This window comes from Endozoicomonas sp. SESOKO3 (genome assembly GCF_024606255.1).
Genome location: NZ_JAHHPR010000484.1, coordinates 1 through 1,380, shown reverse-complemented (window position 1 = coordinate 1,380; position 1,380 = coordinate 1). Strand labels below are relative to the sequence as shown.

Annotated in this window: 3 protein-coding genes; 2 read left to right on the top strand and 1 reads right to left on the bottom strand. The window is 42.9% G+C overall.

Translation table 11 applies throughout. From position 1 onward, the window contains the following. The coding region (locus KDK18_RS08315; protein ID WP_257254441.1) for a metallophosphoesterase at positions 1–598 on the top strand (598 nt) is incomplete at its 5' end. Positions 599–650: 52 nt separating this feature from the next. Here the strand turns inward: KDK18_RS08315 and KDK18_RS08310 are convergent. Beyond that, the gene (locus tag KDK18_RS08310; protein ID WP_257254440.1) at positions 651–932 is read right to left on the bottom strand and encodes a hypothetical protein; all 282 of its coding nucleotides are present in this window, start codon (positions 930–932) and stop codon (positions 651–653) included. Positions 933–1,070: 138 nt separating this feature from the next. Between KDK18_RS08310 and KDK18_RS08305 the strand changes: the two genes are divergently transcribed. Further along, the coding region (locus KDK18_RS08305) for a hypothetical protein (protein WP_257254439.1) at positions 1,071–1,380 on the top strand (310 nt) is incomplete at its 3' end.

Below are 1,380 nucleotides of genomic sequence, written 5' to 3'. Positions count from 1 at the left end.
CCTCCAAACAGAAGAAATAGTAACGATTCAAGGGAATCAGGATCGCCAAATTTATCAAGCTACAGAATCAGAGATTTCCTCAAACCCAACAATGCAATTTATCCTATCCGAGTTGGGTGAAGAGCCCCTACAATGGATGAGAGAGCTACCTCCAACAAAGTCTTTGAATAATAGTGTATTCCTCTGTCATGGCACCCCAGACAATGATTTGGTCTATATGCTTGAGGATATTTCTGAGGGTTATGCCAGAGTAAGGCCAGACACAGAAATCTTGGGGTTTGTGTCAGGAGTTCAAGAATCATTGATTCTATGTGGTCATACTCATATTCCACGTTCTGTGCAGCTCAGTAGCGGCAAGCTTGTTGTAAACCCTGGAAGCGTTGGGTTGCCAGCGTATTTTGACAATGAACCTATTCCCCATAAAATGGAAAACTATTCCAATTTGGCTTCTTACTGCACAGTTGTGAGAACATTATCTGGTTGGCAGGTTGAGCATATAAAAGTTCCGTACAAACATGAGTACGCTGTCCAGGCTGCAAAGCAGAGAAACCGCATGGACTGGGCTGTAGCCTTGGAGAGCGGAAGAACCGCCATGTAACAAATGCATCCAAGGGACGCCTTCGGCGCCCCTGATGCAGGCGTTAGGTGGCTTAGTCAGCGTCTATATCCAAGTCGAAGTCAGCCAGAGTTTCATAGTCACAAAGGTTTATCGCTCGGATTATTCGTTTAGCCAGATCAACTCGATTTTGTTCCAAGGCTTCTTCGATAAGTTCTAGCCTCTTAATTTCGTGATCTCTCGACAATGAAGTGATAGCCCAAGGCTTGCCATCTGGTGATTCGAAATAGTTTCTTATTCTAGACTTCTCCACCTCAAACGCTTTTTGATCGTTCACTGTGTAAACAATAGTTAAATGTGTGGTTTTTATTTCCATGTCTTTAATCCTGTGTTTATCGCCACCTAACAACACGCTAGTCTGGGACGCACATACTGTGCGCCCGTCAGCTTTGCGGTTATGCGCTGCGAGCATCCGCAGATCATTAAATTTAAGGCCGAATAAGTAGAATCCTCTATGACTATTCTTCAGCTTCACAAAAGAGCTGCGATTACTTGTTTAGCTTTAGTGCCTGTAGGTTTTATCGTTGGCGGTTACAGTGATGCTCAAGAACAAACAGATCTAGGTATTAAGTTTATCTTTATGCTAATCGGTGCATATTTACCGTTCTATATTTTAAGATGCATTCATTTAGGCAGGATTTCAACGTCACAAGGTCATGTTCTGAGCATGGAGAAGGAGCCTTATTTATTTTGGCCTTTTATTGGTGCTCATGGCATTCTTTCTTTAACGATTTTTAATCGGCCCTTTAATCAGGTAGGCGCAT